This window comes from Halobacillus seohaensis, from assembly GCF_042663045.1.
Classification (GTDB): Bacteria; Bacillota; Bacilli; order Bacillales; family Halobacillaceae; genus Halobacillus_A; species Halobacillus_A seohaensis.
The window spans coordinates 1-26,551 of sequence record NZ_JBHSZV010000045.1 but is presented as its reverse complement, the minus strand read 5'-3'; the positions used below and the strand labels follow the sequence as shown (position 1 = coordinate 26,551).

25 protein-coding genes and 1 pseudogene are annotated in these 26,551 nt (G+C 39.4%); 18 read left to right on the top strand and 8 right to left on the bottom strand.

Annotated elements, in window-relative coordinates:
• The 5 genes and pseudogenes from ACFQIC_RS16240 to ACFQIC_RS16220 form a co-directional block, all read left to right on the top strand.
• Positions 1-1,534: flagellar hook-associated protein 2 (locus ACFQIC_RS16240; RefSeq protein WP_390217426.1), on the top strand; the 1,534-nt coding region annotated here is incomplete at its 5' end.
• A 23-nt stretch (positions 1,535-1,557) separates the two neighbouring features.
• Entirely contained in the window at positions 1,558-1,947 is a 390-nt protein-coding gene (gene fliS / locus ACFQIC_RS16235; RefSeq protein WP_204712062.1) for a flagellar export chaperone FliS, read from the top strand.
• On the top strand, positions 1,947-2,300 hold the full coding sequence (gene fliT / locus ACFQIC_RS16230) for a flagellar protein FliT (protein ID WP_204712060.1): 354 nt from the start codon (positions 1,947-1,949) through the stop codon (positions 2,298-2,300). The genes fliS and fliT overlap by 1 nt, the downstream gene beginning before the upstream one ends.
• The gene (locus tag ACFQIC_RS16225) at positions 2,300-2,683 is read left to right on the top strand and encodes a DUF8042 domain-containing protein (protein WP_204712058.1); all 384 of its coding nucleotides are present in this window, start codon (positions 2,300-2,302) and stop codon (positions 2,681-2,683) included. The genes fliT and ACFQIC_RS16225 overlap by 1 nt, the downstream gene beginning before the upstream one ends.
• Before the next feature lie 655 nt (positions 2,684-3,338).
• Positions 3,339-3,552, top strand: a pseudogene (locus ACFQIC_RS16220) (IS4-like element ISHaha1 family transposase); the annotation flags it as partial.
• Between the two features lie 875 nt (positions 3,553-4,427).
• Here the strand turns inward: ACFQIC_RS16220 and ACFQIC_RS16215 are convergent.
• The 4 genes from ACFQIC_RS16215 to ACFQIC_RS16200 all read right to left on the bottom strand — a co-directional run bounded on the left by ACFQIC_RS16215 (position 4,428) and on the right by ACFQIC_RS16200 (position 8,063).
• Complete coding sequence (locus ACFQIC_RS16215) at positions 4,428-5,429, bottom strand: aliphatic sulfonate ABC transporter substrate-binding protein (RefSeq protein ID WP_204712056.1); 1,002 nt, start codon at positions 5,427-5,429, stop codon at positions 4,428-4,430.
• Between the two features lie 21 nt (positions 5,430-5,450).
• Positions 5,451-6,209, bottom strand: a complete 759-nt coding sequence (locus ACFQIC_RS16210; protein ID WP_204712054.1) for an ABC transporter permease — start codon at positions 6,207-6,209, stop codon at positions 5,451-5,453.
• Complete coding sequence (locus ACFQIC_RS16205) at positions 6,187-6,981, bottom strand: ABC transporter ATP-binding protein (protein WP_204712052.1); 795 nt, start codon at positions 6,979-6,981, stop codon at positions 6,187-6,189. Before ACFQIC_RS16205 ends, ACFQIC_RS16210 begins: the two co-directional genes overlap by 23 nt.
• A 593-nt stretch (positions 6,982-7,574) precedes the next feature.
• Entirely contained in the window at positions 7,575-8,063 is a 489-nt protein-coding gene (locus ACFQIC_RS16200) for a nuclease-related domain-containing protein (RefSeq protein ID WP_204712050.1), read from the bottom strand.
• A 378-nt stretch (positions 8,064-8,441) separates the two neighbouring features.
• Here ACFQIC_RS16200 and hpf point away from each other — a divergent pair, with 378 nt between their 5' ends.
• The 8 genes from hpf (at position 8,442) to ftsE (ending at position 16,666) form a co-directional block, all read left to right on the top strand.
• Positions 8,442-8,999, top strand: a complete 558-nt coding sequence (gene hpf / locus ACFQIC_RS16195; protein ID WP_204712048.1) for a ribosome hibernation-promoting factor, HPF/YfiA family — start codon at positions 8,442-8,444, stop codon at positions 8,997-8,999.
• A 229-nt stretch (positions 9,000-9,228) separates the two neighbouring features.
• The gene (locus ACFQIC_RS16190; RefSeq protein WP_204712046.1) at positions 9,229-9,429 is read left to right on the top strand and encodes a hypothetical protein; all 201 of its coding nucleotides are present in this window, start codon (positions 9,229-9,231) and stop codon (positions 9,427-9,429) included.
• Between the two features lie 177 nt (positions 9,430-9,606).
• Positions 9,607-12,132, top strand: a complete 2,526-nt coding sequence (gene secA, locus ACFQIC_RS16185) for a preprotein translocase subunit SecA (protein WP_204712044.1) — start codon at positions 9,607-9,609, stop codon at positions 12,130-12,132.
• A 78-nt stretch (positions 12,133-12,210) separates the two neighbouring features.
• Positions 12,211-13,315, top strand: a protein-coding gene (gene prfB, locus ACFQIC_RS16180; RefSeq protein WP_204712042.1) for a peptide chain release factor 2 whose coding sequence is annotated in 2 segments (ribosomal slippage) — positions 12,211-12,282 and positions 12,284-13,315 — 1,104 coding nt in all. Because the reading frame shifts where the segments join, the coding sequence is not laid out codon by codon here.
• Between the two features lie 285 nt (positions 13,316-13,600).
• Positions 13,601-14,029 carry a sugar phosphate nucleotidyltransferase gene (locus ACFQIC_RS16175; protein WP_390217430.1) on the top strand — a complete coding sequence of 143 codons (429 nt, stop codon included), beginning with the start codon at positions 13,601-13,603 and terminating at the stop codon, positions 14,027-14,029.
• A gap of 130 nt (positions 14,030-14,159) precedes the next feature.
• Complete coding sequence (locus tag ACFQIC_RS16170) at positions 14,160-14,999, top strand: YitT family protein (RefSeq protein ID WP_390217428.1); 840 nt, start codon at positions 14,160-14,162, stop codon at positions 14,997-14,999.
• 48 nt (positions 15,000-15,047) lie between these two features.
• Positions 15,048-15,428: a cytochrome c551 gene (gene cccB, locus ACFQIC_RS16165; protein WP_204712040.1), complete on the top strand. Its 381-nt coding sequence runs from the start codon at positions 15,048-15,050 to the stop codon at positions 15,426-15,428.
• A 551-nt stretch (positions 15,429-15,979) separates the two neighbouring features.
• On the top strand, positions 15,980-16,666 hold the full coding sequence (gene ftsE / locus ACFQIC_RS16160; RefSeq protein WP_204712038.1) for a cell division ATP-binding protein FtsE: 687 nt from the start codon (positions 15,980-15,982) through the stop codon (positions 16,664-16,666).
• A 75-nt stretch (positions 16,667-16,741) separates the two neighbouring features.
• On the opposite strand, the gene ACFQIC_RS16155 is transcribed toward ftsE, so the two are convergent.
• Both ACFQIC_RS16155 and ACFQIC_RS16150 read right to left on the bottom strand, forming a co-directional pair.
• Positions 16,742-17,053, bottom strand: a complete 312-nt coding sequence (locus ACFQIC_RS16155) for a hypothetical protein (RefSeq protein ID WP_204712036.1) — start codon at positions 17,051-17,053, stop codon at positions 16,742-16,744.
• 22 nt (positions 17,054-17,075) lie between these two features.
• Positions 17,076-17,771 (bottom strand): YetF domain-containing protein, encoded by a 696-nt coding sequence (locus tag ACFQIC_RS16150; protein WP_204712034.1) that lies wholly within the window; start codon positions 17,769-17,771, stop codon positions 17,076-17,078.
• 259 nt (positions 17,772-18,030) lie between these two features.
• On the opposite strand from ACFQIC_RS16150, the gene ACFQIC_RS16145 reads away from it, so the two are divergent.
• Together ACFQIC_RS16145 and ACFQIC_RS16140 are read left to right on the top strand one after the other, a co-directional pair.
• Positions 18,031-19,266 carry an MFS transporter gene (locus ACFQIC_RS16145; protein ID WP_390217421.1) on the top strand — a complete coding sequence of 412 codons (1,236 nt, stop codon included), beginning with the start codon at positions 18,031-18,033 and terminating at the stop codon, positions 19,264-19,266.
• A gap of 68 nt (positions 19,267-19,334) precedes the next feature.
• On the top strand, positions 19,335-19,781 hold the full coding sequence (locus ACFQIC_RS16140) for a YndM family protein (protein WP_204712032.1): 447 nt from the start codon (positions 19,335-19,337) through the stop codon (positions 19,779-19,781).
• A 335-nt stretch (positions 19,782-20,116) separates the two neighbouring features.
• On the opposite strand, the gene ACFQIC_RS16135 is transcribed toward ACFQIC_RS16140, so the two are convergent.
• Both ACFQIC_RS16135 and ACFQIC_RS16130 read right to left on the bottom strand, forming a co-directional pair.
• Positions 20,117-20,629, bottom strand: a complete 513-nt coding sequence (locus ACFQIC_RS16135) for a DUF3231 family protein (protein ID WP_204712030.1) — start codon at positions 20,627-20,629, stop codon at positions 20,117-20,119.
• Positions 20,630-21,526: 897 nt separating this feature from the next.
• Positions 21,527-21,757: a hypothetical protein gene (locus tag ACFQIC_RS16130; protein WP_204712028.1), complete on the bottom strand. Its 231-nt coding sequence runs from the start codon at positions 21,755-21,757 to the stop codon at positions 21,527-21,529.
• Positions 21,758-22,109: 352 nt separating this feature from the next.
• Between ACFQIC_RS16130 and ACFQIC_RS16125 the strand changes: the two genes are divergently transcribed.
• The 3 genes from ACFQIC_RS16125 (at position 22,110) to ACFQIC_RS16115 (ending at position 26,449) form a co-directional block, all read left to right on the top strand.
• Positions 22,110-23,609 carry a S41 family peptidase gene (locus ACFQIC_RS16125; RefSeq protein ID WP_204712026.1) on the top strand — a complete coding sequence of 500 codons (1,500 nt, stop codon included), beginning with the start codon at positions 22,110-22,112 and terminating at the stop codon, positions 23,607-23,609.
• An 83-nt stretch (positions 23,610-23,692) separates the two neighbouring features.
• Entirely contained in the window at positions 23,693-24,874 is a 1,182-nt protein-coding gene (locus tag ACFQIC_RS16120; protein WP_204712024.1) for a PDZ domain-containing protein, read from the top strand.
• 723 nt (positions 24,875-25,597) lie between these two features.
• On the top strand, positions 25,598-26,449 hold the full coding sequence (locus ACFQIC_RS16115; RefSeq protein WP_204712022.1) for an ABC transporter ATP-binding protein: 852 nt from the start codon (positions 25,598-25,600) through the stop codon (positions 26,447-26,449).
• Positions 26,450-26,551 lie beyond the last annotated feature (102 nt).

Genomic DNA, 26,551 nt, shown 5'->3' with positions numbered 1-26,551 from the left:
ACGACAAAATATAAGAGGTGATCATATGAGTGATATGCGAATTGGTGGCTTAGCGTCCGGGATGGACATTGATGGTATCGTGAAAGACTTAATGGAAGCTGAACGCATGCCTTTGAATAAGATGGAACAAGAAAAGACTCGGTTAGAGTGGCAGCGTGACGAGTATCGTGATGTGAATAAGCAGTTTCTCGAACTTGATAATTTGGCTCTTGATATGAAACTTGATCGTACTTATCAATCTAAAGAAACTTCTTCTTCTAGTTCTGCGGTAAGTGCTAATGCTAGTTCTACTGCTGGGGAAGGTCAATACACTGTAGACGTTACCCAATTAGCTTCAGCGGCGTACAACTTTACTCAGAACTCTATTACAGAAACAGGGAAGGAATTTGACCCTGACGCTTCTTTAGACTCACAACAAGATAACTTTGCGGGTAATTTTAATAATGGGGATTTTACAATTACAACATATGGGGAGGAGGGTCCCACTTCAAACACATTCTCAATTGAAGCTGGAGACTCTTTGAACGATGTATTGAAAAACATCAATGATTCTGATTTAGGTCTGCGTGCTTTTTATGATAAAGGCGCTGATAAAGTCATGATTGAACGAGAGGATACTGGACATTTTAATTCTGATGGTCATGACATTGAGTTTGGTGCCGACGCCGATTTTCTTACGGATACCCTAGGTCTTAGTCAAACTGCGGAACAAGTTGGAGCAGATTCGATATTCTCCTATAATGACGGTGACTTTGAAATCACCTCTCATGATAATACTTACTCCATCAACGGTTTAGACCTCACCTTTCATGAAGAAGGAACATCTACCATCAACGTCACAAACAACATCGATGGCGGGGTAGAAAAAATCACGGGATTCGTTGATAAATACAACGAAATCATCGAAGGCCTTGGCGAAAAGCTGAATGAGAGAAAGAACCGAGATTATCCACCGTTAACCGATGACCAAAAAGATGCCATGAATGAAGACGAAATTGAAAAATGGGAAGCAGAAGCACGAAAAGGATTGTTACAAGGCGATTCAGTTATATCAGGTGCTCTTTCTCAAATGAGAACGAGCTGGTATAGTAACGTCGAAAATGACGGGGCTTTTAATCAACTTTCCCAAATTGGTATTGATCCGTCTTCTAATTATCGTGATCGTGGAAAATTAGAAATAGATGAAGATAAGTTACGGACAGCTTTAAGTGAAGATGGTAATTCTGTAAAAAAACTTTTTGCCAATGATGGTGAAGGGGAAAGTAAGGGCATTATTCGTAAAATAGAGGATACACTATCGAATACGAGAGAATCTATTGAACGTAAGGCAGGCAAGGAATTTAGTACAAGTCAAAGTTTTACGTTAGGAGAAGAGTTAGTTGATGTGAATCAACGTATGGTCGATTTTCAAGATCGACTCACTATGATCGAAGACCGCTATTGGTCCGAATTCGGTGCGATGGAAAGTGCAATCCAAGAAATGAACTCGCAATCTGCGTTTATCCAGCAAAACTTTTCTGGCGGTATGATGTAATAATAGAAGGAGTGTTTGTTTAGATGTCTATTCAAGCCTATCAAAATAATTCAGTAGAAACGGCTTCTCCTGGAGAGCTAACGTTAATGCTCTATAATGGATGCATTAAATTTATTCGTGCAGGTAAGAAGGCGATGGATCAAAAAGATATAGAACAAAAAAATACAAAGATTCAAAAGGCGCAAGCGATTATTCGTGAGCTTATGGTGACGATGAATCAAGATTATGCGGTAGCTAATGATGTGTTACCTTTATATGATTATATGAATCGCCGTTTAATGGAAGCGAATATCCAAAACGACTCTGAAATTCTCGATGAAGTCGAAGTACTTGTGACAGAGTTTCGTGATACGTGGAAGCAAGTTCTTTTACAATCTAGAAAAGCCCAGTATGGCACAGGTGGAACGGCATAATGGAGATTTGGCAACAATTTTTATCTATAACGGAACGTTTATCACAAAAAGTGAACCAAAAAGTAACTGACGATAATCGTGAACAAGTTATAGTTGATGTTCAACAATTACTTGATCAGCGTTCTGACTTAATAAATCAGCTTCCTCAACCAGAAACAGAGAGTGAAAAATCAACGGTTCAACGAGTGATGGAATTAGATCTCGACATTAATCAGAAGCTTGAATTTCTTTTTGACGGGCTCAAAGGAGAACTTCGTAATATGAGAAAGCAGAAGTCTAGTAATCAACGCTACACCAATCCCTATCAAAGCGTAGCGAGTTATGATGGTATGTTTATGGACCGGAAAAAATAATGGGACATTCGAAACTAACCGTTGACCAGTACCATATGATGTATGAATACATGCAGGATTTAGTGGGTGTAAGTGAGGCTTTTCAATACTTAGATGGGGCAGATGAAACAAAGTCTCGTCCTAAGCAAGTGTTTAAAGATACCGTTCTTGCCTTCGAAAAAATTAATCAATCACATAGTTATATTGTTGAGTATATGAATGATCAGGAATTTTTTCAAACGTTACTTGAAGAATTTCATGAAGTTGTTCTGACTTTTGAAAAATGGGCGGAAACAAAACCTACCGATGTGAAAGTTGAAGTATTAAGTCAACAGCTTATTCCGAGTTATGAAAACTGGAAATCAAAGATGCAAGCTACAATTATTCCTTATATTGCCCATTAAAAGGAAGTCTTCTCTTGATTGTAAGCAGTTCCGATACCGTGGAGAACATCTGAAATAACATACTAAAACACACTATGTTTAGTACCATAAATAACAGTGAAAATAACCAAAAAGAACGCTTGGATTTTAATGCCCAAGCGTTCTTTTTGGTTATTTTCTTGTTAAACTATAGCCCCAGATTATGAAGGACTCAACTTCACATTCCGGTGGTTTCCGTTACAAAAGATGGCGTTTGAAGGTCCGGGAAATCACTCGCTTTCCGTGGGCATGAGGTGAGTTTCCTCAGGCTACGCCTTGCGGGATCTCACCGATCATGTTCATCCCACAGGAGTCTCGCAATTTCCCGGACCTTCTTGCCTTTCATGAGGAGAACGGAAAAATCGTGTTGGGTGAGGCTTTACGTTATTTTATTGCATAGTAAGACGCATTCTTCCTGTTTTCCTTGCCCCCTGTATTTTTACGAACGGACCCGAATCTCTCCATAATGAAAACAGAGGATAAATATGCTGTTACATCAATGGCTACGTGCTGACTTCTAAGATTTTCTGTACTTTTACTTTTGACAGGGGGGGCGGGGAATGATGTATACCCGTCAAGATAAGCCAAACATTTTCGTAATCCTTCGCTGAAGAAATTTCTAGGGAAGGACGATTTTATGAATCAAAAGAAACACATATCGTCTATGGCTCAAGCTATTTATGAAACATTTGGTCGGTATTCTGTAAGACAACAAACAGCTAAAAAAAATCGGCCTTTTGAAAAACTTTAGTAAATTCAAGCCTGAAATGTTCTTGAGTCTCTGTACACTGTTAAAAGACTCCGTTGGAAAGAATAGCTTACACCATTTATGTAGCGCTATATCCTATCAAATCATGGATTCTCTTAAGCCTGGAACTATTGACTCCGAATGTTAAGGTACGTTCATTATTGTGAAAATATTGAAACTATATGAGTAATAACTCTTCCTTAGCATTACTCATATGTTAGCTTGACGGATATGCGCAATTACCCGGACTTTCTTGGTTTCGTGAGGAGAACAGAAGAATCGTGTTGGGTGAGGCTTTATTCTATAGCGTAGGTAAGACGCATTCTCCTATGGAGGGGGGGTTCGTTCACTCCATGTCGAATGGGGTGGCTTTGAAACGACGAGACTCCCGCGGGAGAAGGAGTGAGGCCACTGAAAAAGTCGGTAAATTTTAAGAAAATCAAATCCCTGAAAATTCCATCCCCACTTTCGGCTTATAAATTAGGGGTAAATTGGACTTAATACTCCACTTTCACAGGAAAAACAACGTGATTTTGGGATAGTGTTTTTCAAAAAAAATCATTATTAATAGAAAAGGACTTTTTCAGTGGCCTCGAGAAGGAGTTAGGCAAGACCCCACAGGGAGTGACAACGACCGAGGAGGCTTGCCAGTTCCCCCGCAGGAAAGCGAGTTGTTTCAAAGCCACCCCTATCCTTTATACGGTAACGAACCCCATGATCTCGGAATCGAGTCTTCAACAATCCCGTTCTGTAGCTATTGTCATTATGCTATTGTGGGTTGCGATTTTATATAATAAATCAAGCGTTATTATCCCATAACCATTGATATATAAGGGGAAAATAAAAGACCAAATCATATTCGATTTGGTCTGCTAATTAGTATGCTATTTCGTATGTTTCTCTACTTCCCTTGATTGGGAGGTTTTTTTCTTCATTAGAAATCCCCTCTATAGAATAGAGAGGATTTCATGTGATTTTTTATTGTTCAATAAACGTCGTATCAACCAATCCTTCAAGGTTTGGTTTTTCTTCTAAGAACTGTAGTTCATAAGAAGAGTTAGCGAATAATTGAAGGATTTCTTCATTCACTTCATATGTGAAGTCGATACGGTCCCACGCGTTATCAACAACTTCTGCTGATAATTCTTGATCGGTAATATCTTTGATTTTGTTAATGGCAATCTCTTTTGATTCATCTGGGTTTTCGTTAATGAAGTCAGTTGCTTGTATATGAGCGTCCACTAAGTTTTGTACGAGACCTGGATCTTCATCTTTTAGATCTTGAGATGTAACGAATACAGCTGCTGGTAACTTGTCATTGAAGGAAACGTTAGAGTTTTGTACGAGTACTTCGCCTGTTCCTTCACTTTCGATAGAAGAAGCCCATGGCTCAGGAACCGCTGCTACGTCTACATTTCCTGATTCAAACATGCTGCTGTATGTCGCTGGTTTTCCAGTAACGTGTTTCATTTCGCCATCAATACGATCTGATGTGATTCCAAATTCTTCTTGCATCATTGTTTCAAATTGAATGTCATGTGTACATCCTACACGAGGAGTGATGAACGTTTTGCCTGCGATATCTTCAGGTGCTTCAATGTCTGCGCCTTTACGTGCCATGATCACTGTACCACCTGTTGAACCGGCAGCTACGATATTTACATCTGCGCCACTTGTGAAGTGGTTCATCGCCGGTCCTGGTCCAACGATTCCGCCTTGAATTTCACCCGTTTCGATCGCTGTCATGAAAGCAGAACCGTCTGGGAAGTATTGATAATTCACTTCTGTTCCGTCTGGCAGTGTTTCTTCATAGAGATTTTGTTCTTCGGCAACCATTCCTGCTACGTGGTTAATGTTTGGGAAATAGCCGATGGTAACTTCATCAGAACCTGAACCGCTACTTGCTCCTGATTCTGAACCGCAAGCGGCAAGAATTCCTGATAATACAACTAAACTAACTATGGATAATAATTTTTTCATATGATCTCTCCCTTTCTTTATTTAAGATAGTCCCCAGCGTTTTCTTACATTTTTCTCAAGTTTAGAAAACACAAGTTGATCGACAAATGCTCCAATGACACCAATAATCACGATAATGCTGACCACTTGATCCATTCGCGCATAGTCCTGAGCGTACGCTAATGAATAACCCAGTCCAGGTCCATTACTAAGCAATTCCCCGGCCATTAATGCGCGCCAACTAAAGGCCCATGCTAATCGTAACCCTGACATAAAATAAGGAACACTTGAAGGTACTTCTACTTTGAAAAATAACGGAATGCCATTTGTTCCCATCGTTCGAGCTGCCCGGATAAAATGTGGAGGCACACTTTGAATGGCGGTCCGGACGTTTAATGCCATAACGAACGTACCACCTAATACGACAACGAAAATAACGGCTGTTTCGGAAAAACCAAACAACATAATAGCCAGTGGTACCCAAACGATACTTGGAATACTTTGCATGGCGATTAAATACATGCCTGCCGTTTCATCCGCTTGCTTTGATTTTCCGAGGATAACCCCAATAATTGTGCCAAATGCGATAGCCATAGATAAACCAATGAATAAATGCTTGAAACTCGCACCGAGCGCTCCGACAAAGTCGCCTGTAGTAAATCCAGTATATAGTGCACTAGCTACGCTAGCGGGAGAAGGAAAGATGATTTCCTCTAAAACTCCAGCACTGAAAATGAGTTGCCATATTCCAATCACGACAACGAGAAATAGGATACGTTTAATGAGAATATTCAATGTCATCGTTTAATTCTTCCTTTAAAACTTTATTTATTTCAACCTTGAGTAAGTTCATTACTTTATCCTCAAGCTCAATGAATTGTGGGTTTGATCTCGTTCGCGGTCTAGGAATATCAACTTTCATATCAGCGATGATCCGACCTGGACGAGTTCCCATTACGACAATTCGATCCGATAATTTAATTGCCTCTTGAATGCTGTGAGTGACAAATAAAATCGTCTTCTGAGTCTCTTGCCATATTTTAATTAATTCATCGTGGAGAATGTGGCGCGTTTGTTCATCCAAGGCACCAAACGGTTCATCCATAAGCAGCACTTTAGGATCCATCGCTAAGGCACGCGCAATCGCAACACGCTGCTGCATCCCGCCAGACAGTTCGTAGGTATAATGCTTCTTAAAGCGACTCAAGTGAACCATTTTTAAAAAGTGATCAGCTCGTTCTTCAGCATCTTTTTTGCCCATCGATGACTTGAGTGGAAAAGTGACATTATCACGGACGTTCAGCCACGGGAATAATGAAGGCTGCTGAAAGACCATGCCACGATCAGGTCCGGCCTTTTTAATTTCCTGTTCTTCAAGAGTCATCGAGCCAGAAGTCGCATTCTCGAGTCCTGCAATCATCGATAATAATGTAGATTTTCCGCAGCCGGAAGGGCCTAATAAGGATACAAACTCTTGCTTATCAATAGATAGATCGATATTTGAAAAGACTTCAAATGTTCCGCTATCCTTATCTTCAAACGCCTTTCCGACGTCGGCTATGTTAAGGAACATCGCAATCCCTCCTTCACAAGTCGATAATTCCTATCAACGTAGTTGGTATTAGCTTTAGTCTATGATTATACATGGGGAATGTGAACCGTGCAAGGGGTTTGGTGGGATTATTATAGAAGATGGTTGAATTATTTAAAAATTTGGAGGAATTACGAATAAAGTGGTGGAATAATCATAAATAATGGTAGAAAAAATGAGCCCCATCCATATTAAAGGAAGGGCTCATTTTTCTCGTTTACTAAACAATAAGATGTTCCTTTCGTGTGCCCTACCCTGGGTAAATCCAAATTAGTTAACAGTTTATTGGCAGTAGATGCTGAGGATAGGCGCGTGAATTCACGAAATTCTCTATTCGTAATCGAAGGATTCAAAAGAAGGGAGTAATCATGGAGGGCCATAATGTGGGCGTCTTTAGATGTGTGAGTTGGGTTGGAGTAACAGCGCCACATTCCATAACTGCGACGCATATTAAAAGACTGACAGTGGGGACACTGTACACCTTTTATAACTTCCTCCTTACCAATATGGTACTTCTTTAGGAGGTCAGGATTTTTCGGAATATGATTGTTGGATAATATTTGTTGTAGTTGATCTTATTGTCCATTTGATAAAAAATGATTTGTGTACTTCAATTGTAGCTCTTGGAATTTCGTTCGAAGCATATGGGCATGAATCACCCGTTTGCGAACATCATAATTAAATTTGGATGCTTCAATTAAAGTGGAGGGGTTGCTGATGACGACTAAGGTCTCTATCGGATAATCGGTAGGGAGATCATCGTGAAGAATCCACTGTTTGAGTGAATCTCGTTGCAAGTCAACTTGTACCGTTGGATCCATGAAATTTTCCACTTTGCCATTCAGCGTTCGTTTCACTTGTTTAAATGTATGGTCAAAATAAAGCTGACCCGCGAAATTTTTCGTTTCAATAATAAGCGCAAATGTAGGAGTTAGAATGAGGGTATCCAATTGGGTGATATAATGTGGGGTTTGCAGGCGGATATCGTTGAGGATATGAACCTCTGCTGAAGCTAGAAGGTTGGTATGGAATAACAGAGATTGTTCGCCATTATAGCCAGCCATGAATTTTTTGAAATCACTTTCTGCTGAATGATATGTTGGGTGGTGAGGAGGGAATCTACGTAGGATTGCTTGGTAGTTTAAAGTTGCAGGGGAAGTTTTTTCAATGGATCATTCCTTTTTAATGAGTCTATGATTTATATAATTCGCTATAAAGATAGAAACTCCTCTATTGTTTTTTCTACCAGCATTTGAAATATTTCTACCAATGTTTTCTGTATTCCCTCCATAAATTAGTTATTTCCTTCATGTTCAACGATAATTCAACCAAATCTGACATTTCTCGCTATTTAATTTAAAAAATTCAGAAAAGTTTATACAGGAATGAGCAAGGGTATGGTAGAATATAAGTACATAAGGATGAAAGGAGGACACTTGAAAATGTTAAATTACAATATTCGTGGCGAAAACTTAGAGGTGACGGATCCCATAAAAGAGTATGTGGAGAAAAAGATAGGCAAATTAGAACGCTATTTTGAAACACCGCCATCTTCTGATGTACACGTAAACTTAAGTGTCTATAATGATGAGCAGAAAATTGAGGTAACAATCCCGATGAAGAACTTGCTTCTTCGCGCAGAGGAACACAATACTGATTTATATGCTGCCATCGACCTTGTGGTGGATAAGCTAGAACGACAAATCCGCAAGTACAAAACAAAAGTAAATCGGAGATCACGTCAAGACAGTGCTCCTAAGTATGTGTTTGCTGAACTTGAAAGAGAAGCTGAAGAGCAGCGACTGGAAGAAGAAGATGAATCTGAAGTTAAAATTGTTAAAACGAAGCGTTTTGACTTGAAACCAATGGATAGTGAAGAAGCAGCGCTACAAATGGATATGCTAGGTCACGCGTTTTACGTTTTCACTAATGCATATACTGATGAAACTAATATTGTCTATAAAAGAAGAGATGGCCGTTACGGCTTAATTGAAACGTAATAGAACGAATCCAAAAGGCAACCCTGCTACAAGGGTTGCCTTTTTTCTACAAAAACTATCAAACACCCAGCCTTACTAAATCTAGCTATATAGAATTTGAATTTTCACTACTATAAAACAAGATTTTTCCATATGATGGCTGATCGATACTTCTAAAATCCTGCTTTCCCTTCATCATGATCCCCATGGTATAAATAAGTAGCAAGATTCCTACATGGGAGGCGAAATCATGAAAGATACTTACACGTGCTCTGACTGTCTTCATCTTTATTCCAGATTGAAGCAACAGGAAGAGACGATTGCTCAGCTTGTGGAGCTGATTGGTGTAGCGAATCGTCGGATTTATGACGTCGATCAGCGACAGTTAAACATGGAACACCAACTAGTTTGCGAGCAGCAGCCCCGTTTGGCCACTTCATTATCCCCTTAATCGCCTCCATCGAATAAGCAGCTCATCCCCGGGTTGCTTATTCGTTTTTTTTATATATTTTAATATGCTTTTGCATGGTTATGGAATAATTGTCATCCCGCTATTCTTAGTGTTATTATTAGTAGTGGATTAAAACAATTCAACCGATAGATAGGTATTTAAAGAGGAGCGGTTGCAATGCTTGGAACGCTGAAGAAAATATTTGGTGATGACAATTCTCGCCAACTTAAAAGCTTAGGAAAATTAGCTGAAAAAGTCGATGCTTTTGAGGATGATATAGCTAAGCTAACGGATGATGACCTACGTCAAAAGACGGATGAATTTAAAGCACGTTACGAAAAAGGTGAAAAACTGGATGACATGTTAATCGAGGCCTATGCTGTTGTTCGTGAGGCTTCAAAACGTGTATTCGATATGCGTCCTTTTACAGTTCAAATCCTTGGTGCTATTGCTTTGCATGAAGGAAATATAGCTGAAATGAAAACAGGGGAAGGTAAAACACTAGCTTCCACCATGCCGGCCTATCTCAATGCGATTACGGGAAAAGGTGTTCACATTATTACCGTGAACGATTACTTGGCTAGTCGTGACGCTACAGAGATGGGTAAACTTTATGAATTTCTTGGTCTAACGGTAGGGTTGAACTTAAACTCTATGTCTAAAGAGGAAAAACGTGAAGCTTACTTGGCAGATATCACTTACGGAACAAATAATGAATTTGGTTTCGATTATTTACGTGATAATATGGTGCTATATAAGGAACAAATGGTACAGCGCCCGTTGCACTTTGCTATTATTGATGAGGTAGACTCTATCTTAATTGATGAAGCCCGTACGCCTTTGATCATTTCAGGTACGGCCTCTAAGTCCGCCGATTTATACCAATCAGCTAACTCTTTTGTTCGCTTACTAGCGCTTGATGATGAATATACCTATGATGAAAAAACGAAGAACGTTCAGCTCACAGAAGAAGGCATTAACAAAGCGGAGAAATATTTCAAAATTGAGAACTTGTATGACCTTTCTAATGTTTCATTAATTCATCATATTAATCAGGCATTAAAAGCTCATACAACGATGCATCGTGATTCTGACTATGTAGTGGATGAAGATGGCGTCGTTATCGTTGACCAATTTACCGGTCGTCTTATGAAGGGCCGTCGTTATAGTGATGGTTTACACCAGGCGATTGAGGCGAAGGAAGGCTTGGAAATTCAAAATGAAAGCATGACCCTTGCTTCGATTACCTTCCAAAACTTATTCCGTATGTATGAAAAACTATCGGGGATGACTGGTACAGCTAAGACGGAAGAAGAAGAGTTCTTGAATATTTATAATATGCGCGTTGTTTCTATCCCTACCAATCAGGAAATCATTCGTGATGATAAAGCCGACCTCGTTTATAAAACGATGGATGGGAAATTCCGTGCGGTAGTGGAAGACATTAAAGAACGTTATGAAAATGGACAGCCTGTGTTAGTGGGTACGGTAGCGGTAGATACTTCTGAAATTATTTCTCGTTACTTGAATAAAGCAAATGTTCCTCATAATGTTTTGAACGCTAAAAACCACTTTCGTGAAGCGGACATCATCGAAAATGCTGGTCAAAAAGGCGCGATCACTATTGCGACCAACATGGCCGGTCGTGGTACAGATATTAAACTAGGTGATGGCGTACGAGAACGAGGCGGTCTTGCTGTAATTGGTACCGAACGTCACGAGTCGCGTCGGATTGATAACCAGCTCCGCGGTCGTTCCGGACGTCAAGGAGATCCTGGTATGTCACAATTTTATTTGGCTACAGATGATGAATTGATGCGTCGCTTCGCCTCTGATAATATGCGTAACATGATGGAACGTCTTGGTATGGATGATTCACAGCCGATTGAAAGTAAAATGATCTCTCGTGCCGTTGAATCCGCACAAAAACGGGTTGAAGGAAATAACTTTGATGCTCGTAAAACGATTCTTTCCTATGATGATGTATTACGTCAGCAGCGTGAAGTCATCTATCAGCAGCGTTACGATGTATTAACGGCGGACAACCTGCGCGATATTATTGAACAAATGATCGAGCGTACAGTTCATAATACAATCCAAGCTCATACTTCAGAAGAGGAAGATGGAGAATCAAAGTCGGAGCTAGATTCCATTGTCGAATACCTTCGTGGCAACTTGCTTCTTGAAGGTGATGTCACTGTTGAAGATTTAAATGGTAAAGATCCTCAGGAAATGGAAGAGCTAATTTTACAAAAAGTAAAAGAACGCTATGACGAAAAAGAGGCGGAAATGTCTGAGGAACAAATGCGGGAATTTGAGAAGGTAATCGTTCTCCGCACAGTTGACCAGAAATGGATGGATCACATCGATCAAATGGACCAACTACGTCAGGGAATACATTTACGTGCCTATGGCCAAAATGACCCGCTTCGTGAATATCAGTTCGAAGGATACGGAATGTTTGAAAACATGGTTCAGACAATTGACCAAGAAGTGGCGAAATACGTCATGAAAGCACAAATTCGCAATAATCTCCAGCGTGAGGAAGTCGCACAAGGAGCGAAAGCTGTTTCCGGTGGCGACGAGAATAAAGAAAGTAAAGAAAGCAAGAAAAAAAGACCATATGTGAAAAAGGATGCGGTCGGACGAAATGAACCATGTCCTTGTGGCAGCGGGAAGAAATATAAAAACTGTCACGGGTAATGAACAGATGAGGCACTCTCAAAAAAGAGAGTGTCTCCCTTCTGTTATGGTTATGAATTTTAATAGGAGTGATGGAATATGGATATGGCAGACATTCGTCATGAATTAGATAATACAGCTAAACGTTTAGCGGACTTCAGGGGGTCTCTTTGACGCCGATCAAAAGAAGACCCGAATTGCAGAGTTAGAAGAAGAAATGACAGAACCGGGCTTTTGGGATAATCAGGATACTGCTCAAAAAGTGATTAATGAAATGAACGGGTTAAAAAATCTTGTTCATAAACTTGAGGAGCACGAGGAATACCACGAAAACCTTGAGGTTAGTTACGAACTCGTGAAAGAAGAAGAGGATGAGGATCTTCGAGCTGAACTTGAAGAACAAGTGGGCACACTTCTTGAAGACTTGAATCAATTTGAACTCAATATTTTACTCAGTGAACCTTATGATAAAAATAACGCCATTCTTGAACTCCACCCTGGAGCTGGAGGAACAGAGTCACAAGACTGGGCAAGCATGCTGCTTAGAATGTATACGCGCTGGGCAGAAAAGAAAGGTTTTTCGGTGTCGACATTGGATTATCTTCCAGGTGACGAAGCTGGAGTTAAAAGCGTAACTTTAATGATCAAAGGTCATAATGCCTATGGCTATTTAAAAGCTGAAAAAGGGGTACACCGTCTCGTGCGAATTTCTCCATTTGATTCTTCAGGACGTCGTCATACATCCTTTTCATCTTGTGAAGTCATGCCAGAATTTAATGATGAAGTCGATATTGATGTACGAACCGAAGATTTGAAAATCGACACGTACCGTTCCAGTGGTGCGGGAGGACAGCACGTAAACACTACAGATTCCGCTGTCCGTATGACCCACCTGCCAACCAAAACAGTCGTAACCTGTCAATCTGAGCGTTCCCAGATCAAAAACCGCGAGCAGGCCATGAAGATGTTGAAATCTAAGCTCTATCAACTAGAGATTGAACGTCAACAAGCTGAAATTGATGATATTCGCGGGGAACAAAAAGAAATAGGCTGGGGCAGTCAAATTCGCTCCTATGTTTTCCACCCATACTCCATGGTGAAAGATCACCGTACAAATGTTGAAACTGGGAATTCCCAAGCTGTTATGGATGGTTCGCTCGACAAGTTCATCAATGCGTTTTTACGATTAAAAATGGATGAGTAATTTTTTACTAGAAACTCCCTTTCTCTTTGTTGAGTGAGGGGGTTTTCGTTTTGGCTTAATAACCCACTTGATCGGCTCAATTAAGAAAAAAAGACAGAATAATCGCCTTTACTCTTAAACAAACACACTCTTGCTATCAAAGTGAAACAATCGGGTTCTGTTGATATTCATTAAGAAAGAGCCAAAAGGGCTGGAACAAGAGATTGGTGTGCCCGTAAAAATTTATTGGCAATGAACCATTTGTGTGCTTCCAGGTGACGATATTGACCAGAATCAGGAAACACAATCATCAATTACTGGCATTTAACAAGTCCAGAAGATAAAACATCCCGTTATGGTATCATCTCACCTACTAATCAACAGGGGCGGCGCTACCAAGTGGACCACTTTGTTGAAAAACCAAAACAAGTCCAAGCCCCATCCAATCTCGCTATTATCGGGCGTTATATTTTAACACCAGAAATAATGGACATACTAGATAACCAAGCAGTCGGAGCAGGGGGAGAAATTCAGTTAACGGATGCGATTGAAGGTCTGAATAAGACTCAGACGGTTTACGGTTATGAATTTGAGGGAGACCGTTATGATGTTGGTGATCAATTAGGTTTTATCGAAACGACGATCTCTATGGCACTACAGCGTGAAGATATGCGTGAGGATGTCCTCGAGGTGATACAAAACTTGTTAGCAAAAGAATCAAGTGGAAAAAACTAACTTTAGCGTGTTAATGCGTTATTAGAGTCTCGTTTACAGCTTTTCCCCCTAGTGTTATACTCCTAACGGTACTTTGCGGCACAGGAGGAATTCGCTTATGATGATGGCAAAAAAATATCGCCGAGAACCAATGCCCCCAGTATTGAGACATATGATCGAATATGGTCTCGTCATTCTGGGATCGTTTTTTGTGGCTTTAGCTTTTAATGTATTTTTACTTCCGAATAATATAGCTTCTGGGGGAGTAGCGGGAATTAGTACGATTACGAAAGGTGTATTCAATTGGGAACCAGGGATTGTACAAGCTATCCTTAATGTCCCACTCTTTATTATAGGTTTAGTGATCCTTGGAAAAAACTTTGGCATAAAATCGTTTGTTGGAACTGTTGTACTGCCTTTATTTGTATTGTTAACCAATGATTTAGACCCTGCAACATCAACTCCTTTACTTGGAGCCATTTTTGGAGGAATGGGTGTTGGACTTGGACTCGGAATTGTATTTAGAGGGCGTGCATCTACTGGAGGCATTGATCTAGCGGCACAGGTTTTACATAAATTCACACATCTTCCGCTTGGTGTTAGTGTTGCATTGCTGGACGGGATGATCGTTCTTACTTCAGCTCTCGTATTTTCCGTGGAAGAAGGATTATATGCCTTGATCGGCTTGTTTGCTACGAGTCGAACGATTGATTTTGTACAAGTTGGTTTAAACACATCTAAAAACGTAATGATAATTACAGAGAATGTAGAAGAGGTTCGAACAGCCATTTTAAATGAAATTGACAGAGGTGTCACCGTGCTACAAGGATCTGGTGGCTATACCGAGCGTGAAAGGCAAGTAATTATGTGTGTAGTTCAGCAAAATGAATTCATTAAATTGACACAAACGGTAAAGACTATTGACCATGGGGCGTTTGTCGTTGCTATGAATGCAACTGAGGTACTTGGCGAGGGATTTAAAACGAGTTAGTTAGGTTATACTAGGTGTATAAAAATTCAATGATTTGAGGGATGTCTAGTGAAAAAAACGTTATGGGTAATTTTAATGGGAATGATTCTAGTACTTGGTGCCTGTGGAGGCGGCGGAGACGATGAAACAGGAGACGGCGGCGGTGGAGACAATGGCGACACGGCTAATGAAGAAGGAAATAACAATGATGAAGAAACTGCTGACGTCGATGTCGCTGCAGCCGAAGAAGTATATGAACAAAGCTGTGCAAGCTGTCACGGTGGCGATATGGGAGGTAACGTAGGCCCGGCACTTACTGATGTCGGTGCAAATTACTCTTCTGAAGAAATCGCTAAGATTATACATGAAGGAAAAGGCGATATGCCAGCCCAGAATGTAGAGGAAGCAGATGCACAACTTTTAGGTGATTGGCTTAGTACTATGAAATAATTAAATTGTAGTATGCCCGACTGATTGCTCAGTTGGGCATTTTTATGTTTTTGAAAATAATTAGAATAAAAAAATGGGCTCTATACTAATTAGAAATGAAAGTTTCTACTATATGAACGCCCCAGCCTCCTAGTAAAACCGGCTACGAGGTCTCGCATATTTTCTCTGTTTCATGATCTATCCCAAGTTCATTTAAACTAGAGCCTTTTAACCTCTTGTCCCTGTCGCCACAGTAATTTCTTTTTTAATCGTTCAAAATCCTTAATTCCATAGGACATGCTCTGTGCGACTTTCACCTGTTATTGAGCGGTTACATAAATCTTGCTTCTAACGTTTAAAAAGAGTCGGTGGAGTGGAAAATACACCCACATTTGCGATGGGGTCGAAAAATGTCGAATGTTATCTATCAATGGAACACCCTGAAACATAAATGTAATAATTTTATCTCTTAAAAACTATAATGAAAATGTTATACTAAATATGAACTTAAGACATTATTAGACAATGGTAAAAATAAATGAATACAACAAAAAAAGTAAGGTGATCACTATATGATAGAAATGAAGGGCGTTTATAAGACTTACCCCAATGGTGTGACAGCTTTAAATGGCATAGATGTATATATTGAACAAGGGGAATTTGTATACGTTGTAGGTACAAGCGGAGCTGGTAAGTCAACGTTTACGAAGTTAATGTTTCGAGAAGAAAAAGCTTCAGAAGGATCAATTATGGTCAATGATTATGATTTAATGACAATAAAAGAACGTAACATTCCTTATTTGCGTCGAAATATAGGTGTGGTCTATCAGGATTTCCGTTTACTTCCAAAACTAACCGTTTATGAAAACGTTGCATTCGCTTTAGAAGTTATAGAAGAAAGTCCAGACAAAATTCGACGTCGTGTGATGGATGTGTTGGATCAAGTTCGTTTAAAAAATAAAGCACGATTTATTCCAGATGAGCTTTCTGGCGGAGAGCAACAGCGAGTTTCAATTGCTAGAGCTATTGTAAACCATCCTAAACTGCTTATTGCTGATGAACCGACAGGGAACTTGGATCCAGATACATCGTGGGAGATTATGCATATTCTCGAAGAAATTAATGAAAAGGGTACCACGATACTTATGGCTACTCACAACAAGGGAATTGTTAATACTCTTCGTAGACGAGTCATTGCCATTGAAGATGGTCTAATTGTGCGGGATGAGTCGCGAGGGGAATACGATTATGAAATTTAGAACCATCTTAGAGCTGCCCCTAGTAAAACAAAAAAGCACACCCAGTCTAAAGGGAATTGACTGGGTGTGCTTTTTTTATTCCATTTGACTATTATTATCATTAGGCGAAGTATTGTAAGGGTCTTCACTCGTTTCACTTTTATCATCATGTGTCGGATGGGCTCCAGGATACTGCCGTGGTAAATTTTGGTGAAGGTTACGGTTTTCATAAGCAAAAGCACTATAATATTGTTGTCCATCTTTCCAAGGAGTATCTTTATTTTCTACGGGTACACTTTTCCCTTTCGCTGCTCCGAATGGTCCTTCAGGAAATTCTTCCGATGTTAGAAAGTTATTTTGAGTTTCAGCATTCGAGAAATCCGTATATTTTTGATTTTTTTTCGCCATTTAAATCACCTCCTCTTCAGATTTATTGTTTAGCTTTTTTTGGGTCAATATATAATGTTCCGTTTTTTTGTACTTCCGCATAAAACACGTTAGAGACAGACTCAAATCCTGATACTTCTAGTTGTTGTTGGAGCCACTGCTTGTCCAAATGTAACTTTTTCAAATTTGCAGTATTTATAATCCCATCAAAGATTACCCCAGTTGATACAGGTGAAAAATTAGTAACAGAAGGTTGGATATTCATATCACTTTTTGTTACGGGTTGATTAAGTTCTTTCTTTAGTACGGAAAGTTTACCGCTTGTTTCGAAAATAGCGTAGTCAACTTCAGAAATCGAAAAAGCATTCTTCTCTCTTAATAAAGCTGTTAACGCATCTAAGTCTAGTCGAACTTCACGGAGTTCACTCTCCATAATCTCTCCGTTTTTAATTAAAATCCTTGGTTGACCTTCAATCGCTTTCCGAGCACTTTTAGAATTAATGTCAATAAACCCCATAGCTATCGTGAAAAAACTCCATAGAATCAGAGCAATTATTCCATTACGTATACTTACTGTTGAATTTAAAGCAAGGGAAGCACCAATGGAACCGATGGCAATTCCCGAAATGAAATTAAAGAATGTCATTTGAGCGAGTTCTTTCCTACCCATGAGCCTAGTTAGCAGTAGTAAGGTGAGGAATGCGATAGCGAGCCGCACAATTAGTTCAAAAATTGGCATAGCGAAACTCCTTTATATACTTGTTTTATTAATATTCCCATCATTTCTTTCGTGATGTATGCTTTCTGTTCATTCATAAATATAGGGAATTATGACATTAATTAAATCATTTGAATTTGTCGATTGAATTTCACCTCATTTGTACAAACTAATTTAAGTGCGAAACCCTTTCTCAATTGCTTCTGTTATAACAGAATGTTGAATAATTAAGGGGAAGACTTGGAATTATACAAAGGTAGAAAACGAGTGAGGTGTAGAAATGGCGAGTGAAACGACGGAACAACAAGTTAGCAAATGGTGCATTGTGAGTATGGCATCGATTCCTCTTGTAATGACATTGGGAAATTCAATGCTTATACCTGTACTTCCGATTTTTGAGAAAAAGGTAGGCATTTCTTCCTTTCAATCCAGCATGATTATAACCAGTTACTCACTGGCTGCTATTTTCCTCATTCCTGTAGCTGGATACTTATCCGACCGTTATGGAAGAAAAATAGTCATTTTGCCGAGTTTAGTTTTAGCTTTTATTGGAGGACTTATTGCTGGTTTTGCTTCTTGGAAACTAGACGATCCCTTTATGTGGATCATGATTGGTCGCGTATTACAAGGGATAGGAGCGGCCGGAGCAACGCCTATCATTTTGCCTTTAGTGGGTGATCTTTATAAGGATGATGATGAAAAAACAAGTTCGTGCTTAGGTATTATCGAAACATCAAACACCTTTGGGAAGGTATTAAGTCCTATACTCGGAGCGATGTTTGCTGCTTTTTTATGGTTCCTGCCGTTCTTTTCTATATCGGTTTTCAGTTTAATATCGATCGTTCTCGTATTCTTTTTTATTAAGGTTCCTAAGAAAAAAGAGGATCCTCCGAAATTTAAACAGTTTGTAAAAAAGACGAAGGACATCTTCAAAAAAGAGGGGAGATGGATCTACATTGTGTTTCTCGTAGGGGTTTATTTAATGCTCTTATTATTTGGGGTTTTATTTTTCCTGTCAGACATTCTTGAAAAAGTACATGACCTAAAAGGGGTTAAAAAAGGCTTTGTACTAGCGATTCCGCTTTTTGGACTTTGCGTATCCTCTTATGTAACGGGGCGGAAGATTAAGGGTGAGTTAGCGACAATGAAAAAATTGTTAATCATAAGCTTAATCATGACTTCAGCAAGTATTGTTTTTGTTGGATATACAAGTGGGAATTTACTATTTTTATTAGTGGTAACAAGTGTGCTTGGTCTGGCAATTGGAGCGGTTCTTCCGATATTAGACGCGATGATAACCGAGGGAATTGAAAAAGAAGAGCGAGGAACAATCACCTCCTTTTACAGTTCATCCCGGTTTGTTGGTGTAGCATTTGGGCCTCCTGGTATGTCAATCGTTATGAAAGATTATTTGAATATCAGTTATATCGTTGCAGGTGGTATTGGCGTTCTTTTGCTTTTTTTAGTCATGCATTATATTCAAACAGATTCCAGTAAAGCAAATACAGCCAATTAAATAAACTTTATAAGAGGTATATGTGTGTCAACTTAACAAAAGATATAAGGGAAAAGGAGGTGTCTATTTTGAAACATGTTAAGTTAATGGCTGTTAAGTTTGTACTTTGTTTGGCTCTTTTGTTTGTCATCCTGGGGCTAGGTTATGGTATGTCATTTGGCAATGTCTTTTTAATTACGTTGGTGTTAGGTGTGTTGTCTTATGTCGTTGGAGATTTAATGATCTTACCACGAACTAATAACACCATTGCGACGGGCTCAGACTTTGTCCTTGCTTTTGTAGTTATTTACTTTATGAGTGACGCGCTTACAGCAGGTGGAGAATTATTTACAGCAACTTTAATAACTTCAGTAGGTGTGGCGATTTTTGAGTACTTTTTTCACAAGTATGTTGCTTCTAATATAAGTAGTGAACCGAGAGAGATGAAATCAGGTGCGATGAATTTAAGTACAGAAGCATCTGAAGAGATTTTTCCTTATGATAGAGAAGAGGAAGCTGAAGATGAAAATAAATAAACTTAATCAATGTAGAAGACCTCTAAAGTAGTTAGGGGCCTTCTTGGGCAAGTTTCCTTTAATTTGTAATAGGCAATGTTAAACGTTAATGTTGATTGTTGTAAAAAAACTCAGTTAGTAAAGACGATGGACTTTGGTCGAGAGAAATGGATTGAGCCCGTACGTACACGAAAAGCGAACCAGTTCCCCTAGGACCTTTCTCTGTTTCTAACGACGGAACCTGATTATGTTCTTAACATTTTTTCGGAGATTAATTGGACAAGTATCAGCATTATCGTTCTATATCAAATAAAAAGATGTGAGGGTTCTAAACCCACACATCTCATATAAAGCTATTAGCTTTGGTTCGGTACTTTAGTATGAAGAGGAGGGACAACTAACCAACCTTTTTCTTTATTTAATCTCAACGCTTTAGCAGCGACTTGAGCTTTATTCATATGGTACTGACCAAATAACATCGCAACATCTTCACGAATACTCTGACCAATTATACTGCTGCAAGCCACAAGACCAGCGGCAATCTTTGCTGAAACCATGGCGCTAATCTCAGGATCGTTAAATCTTGCACCTACAGGAATCTCTTCTAAGTCAGCCAGAGAGCGCTCAGGAGGCGTAGGAGGTAAAGCAATACCATTGCTTTTAAGAATTTCTTCAATACCCTCTGTTTCTTGTTTAATACCTTGAGTCAATTCTCCAAGAAGTTGTTTCAGTTCTCTGTCTCCTGAGTGATTCGAATAGGTTTCAAATGCTGCGTAGTCCCCTTTTAATGCAACTAAATAGGACCACATTCCGAAAATTTCTCCATAATGAAGTGGTTGTTTCTTAGGATTACCAGACAAAATCCCCATGGGTTCACTCTCCTTTTTTATTTTCATCTCTATTTTGTCTAAAGAGTGTAGTTATATTCATTATAAGTCGTAAATTATATAACTACCGGTTGAATATGGTTCATGTTGGAATTCTTGTGTTTAGACGAGTGATAATATCATGGTTAAAGTTCAGGTTTTATCCGAGATGATGGGGGTTCGTTACCGTATAAAGGATAGGGATGGCATTGAAACAACTCGCTTTCCTGCGGGGAACTGGCAAGCCTCCTCGGTCGTTGACACTCCCTGTGGGGTTCTTGCCTAGATCCTTCTCCCGCGGGAGTCTCGTCGTTTCAAAGTCATCCCATTCGACATGGAAATGAACGAATTACTGGAATAGGAGAATGCGTCTTCACCTATGCTATTGTGTGGTACCAGGTACCATACAATTACGAGATGATGAGGGTTCGTTACCGTATAAAGGATAGGGATGGCTTTGAAACAACTTGCTTTCCTGCGGGGAACTGGCAATCCTCCTCGGTCGTTGACACTCCCTTGTGGGGTCTTGCCTAGATCCTTTCTCCCGCGGGAGTCTCGTCGTTTCAAAGCCATCCCATTCGACATGGAAATGAACGAGTCTCTGGAATAGGAGAATGCGTCTTACCTATGCTCCGTTGTGTGGTACCTGGTACCACACAATTCAAACGCCATCTATTGTAACGGAAACCACCGGAATGTCTCGAAGTTGGGTCTTCCATAATCTGGGGATTTAGTTTAATAAGAAAATATAAAGACAAACGCTTAGATAATTTAATATCCAAGCGTTTGTCTTTAACAATGGTAATGTTATTTAGTGTATTAATGGGTTCGATAATTCTGTTGCTGTTTTGCCTTCTAAATATGTTTTGGTACTCCAAAAGGGTGCTTGTGGATATTATTTTATTGTTGGTTCATTTGTTGTTGGCACTGCTGGACGAGTTGCTGTATTTGCTGTAACTGTTGGGCAGCATTCTGCTCGCGTTGAGCTAATGGCTGTTGAGAGGCCATAGTAGCTGAAGGTTGTTGTTGACTTTGTTGAAGCTGTTGAGCATTTTGTTCTTCCTGCTGTTGAAGTTGTTGAGCAAGTTGAGCGATTTGTTGAAGTGATTGTTGAGCTTGTTGTTGAGACATGATTTCTCTCTCCTTTTAATTAAATTTCTATTGTATTGTGCTTCTTCACACAGAAAAAATTCACTTTTGGGTGAAGTTTTTAATAAATAGTTTCTAATCTTTTACGAGAGTGAATATAATTTAGAATAATAGCCTGAAAGTAATTAGATAATGGAAAAGACTATATACTTCAAGATCTTTATAGAGTAAAATAAATGATATATTAAATTGATACTTAACAAGTCTAGGGACATGCCACCAAAAAATATGGCATAATTTCCATAAAAAAGGCATTTCACATTTTACGGTGTAGTGCCTTTTTTGCTAGTATAGAATCATTCAGAGAAATATTTAACACAGAAGGGTGAATGCGATGAATGTTCAGGCACGTTACGTCGCGATTATAGCAGTACTTGCTGTTCTGATAGGGGCCGCAGGGTCGTATGTCGGCATACAATATTTCGGTACTGCTACGAGCGAAGAGTCTAATCAAACTGCAAATGCAACTAAAGATACGGAAAACTTTGGAGACTTATCAAAAGATGATCAGCAAAGTTTTATTGAGGGCTTGGCTGGTGACACAGATTTAGAAAAAGTAGAACAAGCTTATAGTGTTATTCAAGAGAACTCTTTAACAGAAGCTGATAATAGTCAGCTAGTTCAAGGGGCTATTGAAGGAATGCTTGATACATTAGAAGACCCGTATAGTGTTTATATGGATAAAGAGACGATGAAACAATTCGATGAATCGATTGGCTCTTCTTTTCAAGGAATTGGTGCCGAAGTGAGCATGGTCAACGATAAAGTTACTATTGTGGCCCCGATTAAAGGTTCACCTGCAGAAGAAGCTGGATTAAAACCTAATGATCAAATAATTGAAGTAGATGGAGAAAGCGTCGAGGGACTTGATTTATATGATGCTGTCCTTAAAATTCGAGGAGACAAAGGATCTAAAGTTACCTTAACGGTAGAACGTCCCGGTGCGAGTGAACCACTTGAAGTTGAACTAATTCGTGATGAAATACCGATAGAAACCGTGTATACGGATATTAAAACGATTGATGGTAAAAAAGCTGGTGTAATTGAAATCACCTCCTTCTCTGAAAAAACGTCGAAAGAATTTGAGAAAGCGTTACAAGAGGTGGAAAGTGAAAATATAGAAGGACTTGTTATTGATGTTCGTGGAAATCCTGGTGGTTTGTTTACAGATGTTCAGGAGATCCTTGAACAATTTATAACCGATGAACAACCTTATGTTGTGGTGGAAGATAGTGAAGGAGAGAAGTCTCGATACTTCTCCGACATCAAAGAAAAGAAAGACTATCCGATTACAGTTTTACAAGATGAAGGAAGTGCATCAGCTTCTGAGATTTTATCCGCCGCAATGAATGAAGCTGGAGGATATGATGTTGTAGGAACAAAGAGTTTTGGTAAAGGTACCGTTCAGCAAACGATCCCCATGGGAGATGGAAGTACTATTAAATTAACACTCTATAAATGGTTAACTCCTGAAGGGAATTGGATTCACGAAGAGGGAGTTGAACCTACTGTGAAAGTAGAGCAGCCAGAATACTTCTACACGAATCCTATTGAAATTGAGGAGACATTAAAACTTGATGATAATAATGAACAGGTTAAAAATGTTCAGCAAATGCTTAAAGGATTAGGTTATGAGCCTGGACGTACAGATGGTTATTTTAATAAAAAAACGAAGACTGCTGTTGCTTCATTTCAATCTGATCACTCTTTAAACGAAACAGGCGAGATTGATAAAGATACAGGCGAAAGAATTCAAGAACTTATTGTCGAGGAAGCACGAGACGAAGACAATGACCGTCAAATGGATAAGGCTTTAGAAGTGTTGTTTGAATAAACGGGGAATCGCTAATTTCTCGATTAAAATCCGTAGTCTCAGACTGCGGATTTTTTTAAGAAAATAGTGGGAGGAGACATGTTGTGGAAAACTGGTTGAATGAATTCATGCAAGGGTTGCTGAGGTTATTGACTCAGCCGTTATTATATTGGTCGATACTTTTATTGTTTTTTATTTCCCTGCGCCGGATGAAACAAGAGCGCAAAAGTTTTGGTACAAGGGTTTATGATGTATTTACAGAAGGGCGAAGTACGTGGCGAATTTCATTAATAGCGGGAAGTATTGTTTCCGTATTTGCGATAGGAAGCGGATTGGTTCTTAACACAGAATTCCTTCTATTATTAGCAGGTGTAACAATCCTGCTTAGTTTGCCATTTAAATTAACGAGGCTCTCACCAGCCTATACTTTAGGTTTTAGCATCTTACTAGTATGGGGAGTGTCCTTTATCCCTACAGGCACGTTTTTAGAAAATTACTCATCTGCTCTTACAGCAATTTCACTACCAGGTGTTGCTATGCTGCTTAGTATACTGTTAATAGTAGAAGGAGTAATTTTAACTAAAACCTCTTCAAGACGAACATTTCCTGAACGGATTCAAGGGAACCGCGGAAAAAAAGTCGGGCAGCACCGCGTGAAAAAATTAGCTTTAATTCCAATGGTTTCGCTGATTCCTGCTGGTATGATCGAACCTTTTGCTCCATGGTGGCCCTTTTTTTACATAGGAGAGAATAGTTTTGGCTTAGTTTTATTCCCTATTCTTCTAGGGTATGAATGGATAGCGCGTGCTCAATCACCGAAACTTGCGGCGATTCAATTAGGAAGGCAGACGATTACTCTTGCTGGATTATCACTTGTGATCGCCGTGGGTAGTTTTTTCCTGCCTGTACTGGCTTTCGTTGCTGTGCTTGTCACAATGATAGGTCGGTTTATTATCTATGCTATTCATCATAGCAAGGAAAAGAATCAACCTTACTTCACGGAAGATCACCGTGGTGTACGAATTCTTGGAACGATTCCGGGTAGTCCTGCTGATCAAATGGACTTGCTCCCTGGAGAATTAATTGTGAACGTAAACGGAATTGCCGTTACCTCGGTGCATGAGTTTTATGAAGCTTTACAGATGAATCGCGCGCTTACTAAAGTGGAAGTGAAAGATTTTCGTGGGGAAAATCGTTTTCTTCAGAGGGCTATGTATGAAGGGGAACATCATGAATTAGGAGTTTTATTTGTACAAGAGGTTACCTATCAATCTTTGGCTCAATAAAGTAATAACTCTTTCATTATAAAAATAATTCACCAATCTCCCTTAAAAGATTCGATATCAAGATATACCGCGCACGAAGTGGAATGGTTGATTGGATGGGACATCTGCAGGAGTCTCCGCAGATGTCCCATCCAATCAATGCAATAAAGGGCTTATTCTGAGTTTAATTTTATTAACGGTAAATACCTACGTCCTTAATCTTCTTCCCCTACTACTAGTGAAGGCTCCGTTCATCTCAATGTGGTGAAAGGGGGAAGGGGAACGGTGAGACTCCTGCGGAAAAACGCACGCGTCAAGACCCCGCAGCGCAGCGAGGAGGCTTGACCGTTCGTCCGCGGAAAGCGAATCGTTCCCCTGAGCCCTTTTCCTTGTTTCTAACAACGGAGCCATGAATCTGTCCTAATGTATAATTCAGATAACCTCCTGTAAAGGAAAAACACTTTGTAAATATTGAATATTTTTTGAAAAATCAATATTAATTATTGAAAATGATTCTCATAGTCATTGACACAAACCATTTTACCTTCTAGAATAAAGAGAGCGTAATAAACAATAAGTGAAATATATACCTAGACTATTAAGATACATCAAGCAGGGTGTTGAGCCCTACTACTGAAAAATAAATGAAGCCCAAAATAGGGACTTGAAGCCCGTTAAAGCAAATAAATGGACTGTACTTACACCATCAGACGCGCGGGTCGTTTGTAAAAGGAGAGAGAGCAGATGGAGTCATTGATGGCGAACAATCTGACATTAGGTTATGGAGATCAAGTTATTATCGACTCACTTGATATAAAAATACCTAAAGGAAAAGTAACCGTATTAATTGGTGGCAATGGTTGCGGAAAATCAACATTGTTACGATCATTAGCACGACTATTAAAACCTAAATCCGGTGAAGTCATTTTGGATAGTTCGGATATATCTAAAATGCGTACAAAAGACGTCGCAAAAAAAATGGCAATTCTTCCACAAAGTCCAACAACTCCAGAAGGATTAAGTGTTTACCAGCTAGTTAAACAAGGACGCTATCCTTACCAGAGTTGGGCGAAAAGATGGTCTCAAGAAGATGAAGAAGCGGTAAATACAGCATTAAAGGATACAAATCTAACGGAATTAAAAGATCGTTCGGTCGATTCTCTATCCGGCGGTCAACGTCAACGAGCATGGATTGCTATGACACTCGCACAGAATACTGATTTACTGTTGTTAGACGAACCGACAACATACTTGGATATGACTCACCAGATTGATATCCTCGACTTGTTATTTGATTTGAACCAAGACAATGGACGTACCGTTGTTATGGTATTGCACGATATCAATTTAGCTTGTCGTTATGCGGACCATATAGTTGCAGTAAAAGATAAAGAAGTGTATGCACAAGGAAAACCTGAAGATGTCATTTCATGTGACTTAATGCAGCACGTCTTTGAAATGAATTGTGATGTTCGCGAAGACCCTCTATTTGGTACACCTATGTGTATTCCTCATGGTAAAGGGCGTTGCTTAATAAAAGAGGCTCAGGCGGAAGCACAAACTCCAGCTCAATCTCAATCTCAAACGGTTAGTTAACATCAAATAGAAAAAACTGCCTCGTGAACATCTTGCAATTTAAAGTGGACCCTATGTCAAGGACACTTTGAAAAAAACTACTAACATTTATCACTCTTACCT